General features: G+C 54.8%; 1 protein-coding gene. It reads right to left on the bottom strand.

Annotation, left to right across the window (positions count from 1 at the left end; all coding sequences use genetic code 11):
• Window positions 1–165: 165 nt before the first annotated feature.
• Window positions 166–398 (bottom strand): hypothetical protein (locus R0J92_RS21855; protein ID WP_411053188.1); only part of this gene is annotated, 233 nt, incomplete at its 5' end.

Genomic DNA, 398 nt, shown 5'->3' with positions numbered 1-398 from the left:
ACCATGGCGCCATCACAAGGCATCGGCAAAATGACGTCGTCTTCTTGGGGCATGGGGTTATACAACCGCTCCTCCCATTCGGCTGAGGCAGTGCCTACCTGAACAAGCAATACAGCCGCGCACCCAGCACGACGCCACCAGTGTCGGGAAACATTTTTAAGAGATTTACAATTCACGCAGACTCTCCGCAGGTTCAATACTGAAAGCACGCAGCATGCCGATAAACGCCACTACGAGGGCAACCAACAACGCCAACAAAAGGGCCATCACGCCGTGCATAAAGGTGATCCGGCAGACAACGTTTCCGGTTGTCGTGCTCATTGCCAAGGCCTGGTTGAATATCTGGCTTCCCAGCCCATAGAGCGCAAGCCCAACCCCGTAAGCTGCCAGTGTTAGCG

This window comes from Tritonibacter sp. SIMBA_163, from assembly GCF_046535935.1.
Lineage (GTDB): Bacteria > Pseudomonadota > Alphaproteobacteria > Rhodobacterales > Rhodobacteraceae > Epibacterium > Epibacterium scottomollicae.
This window is presented reverse-complemented; position numbering and strand designations above follow the sequence as displayed.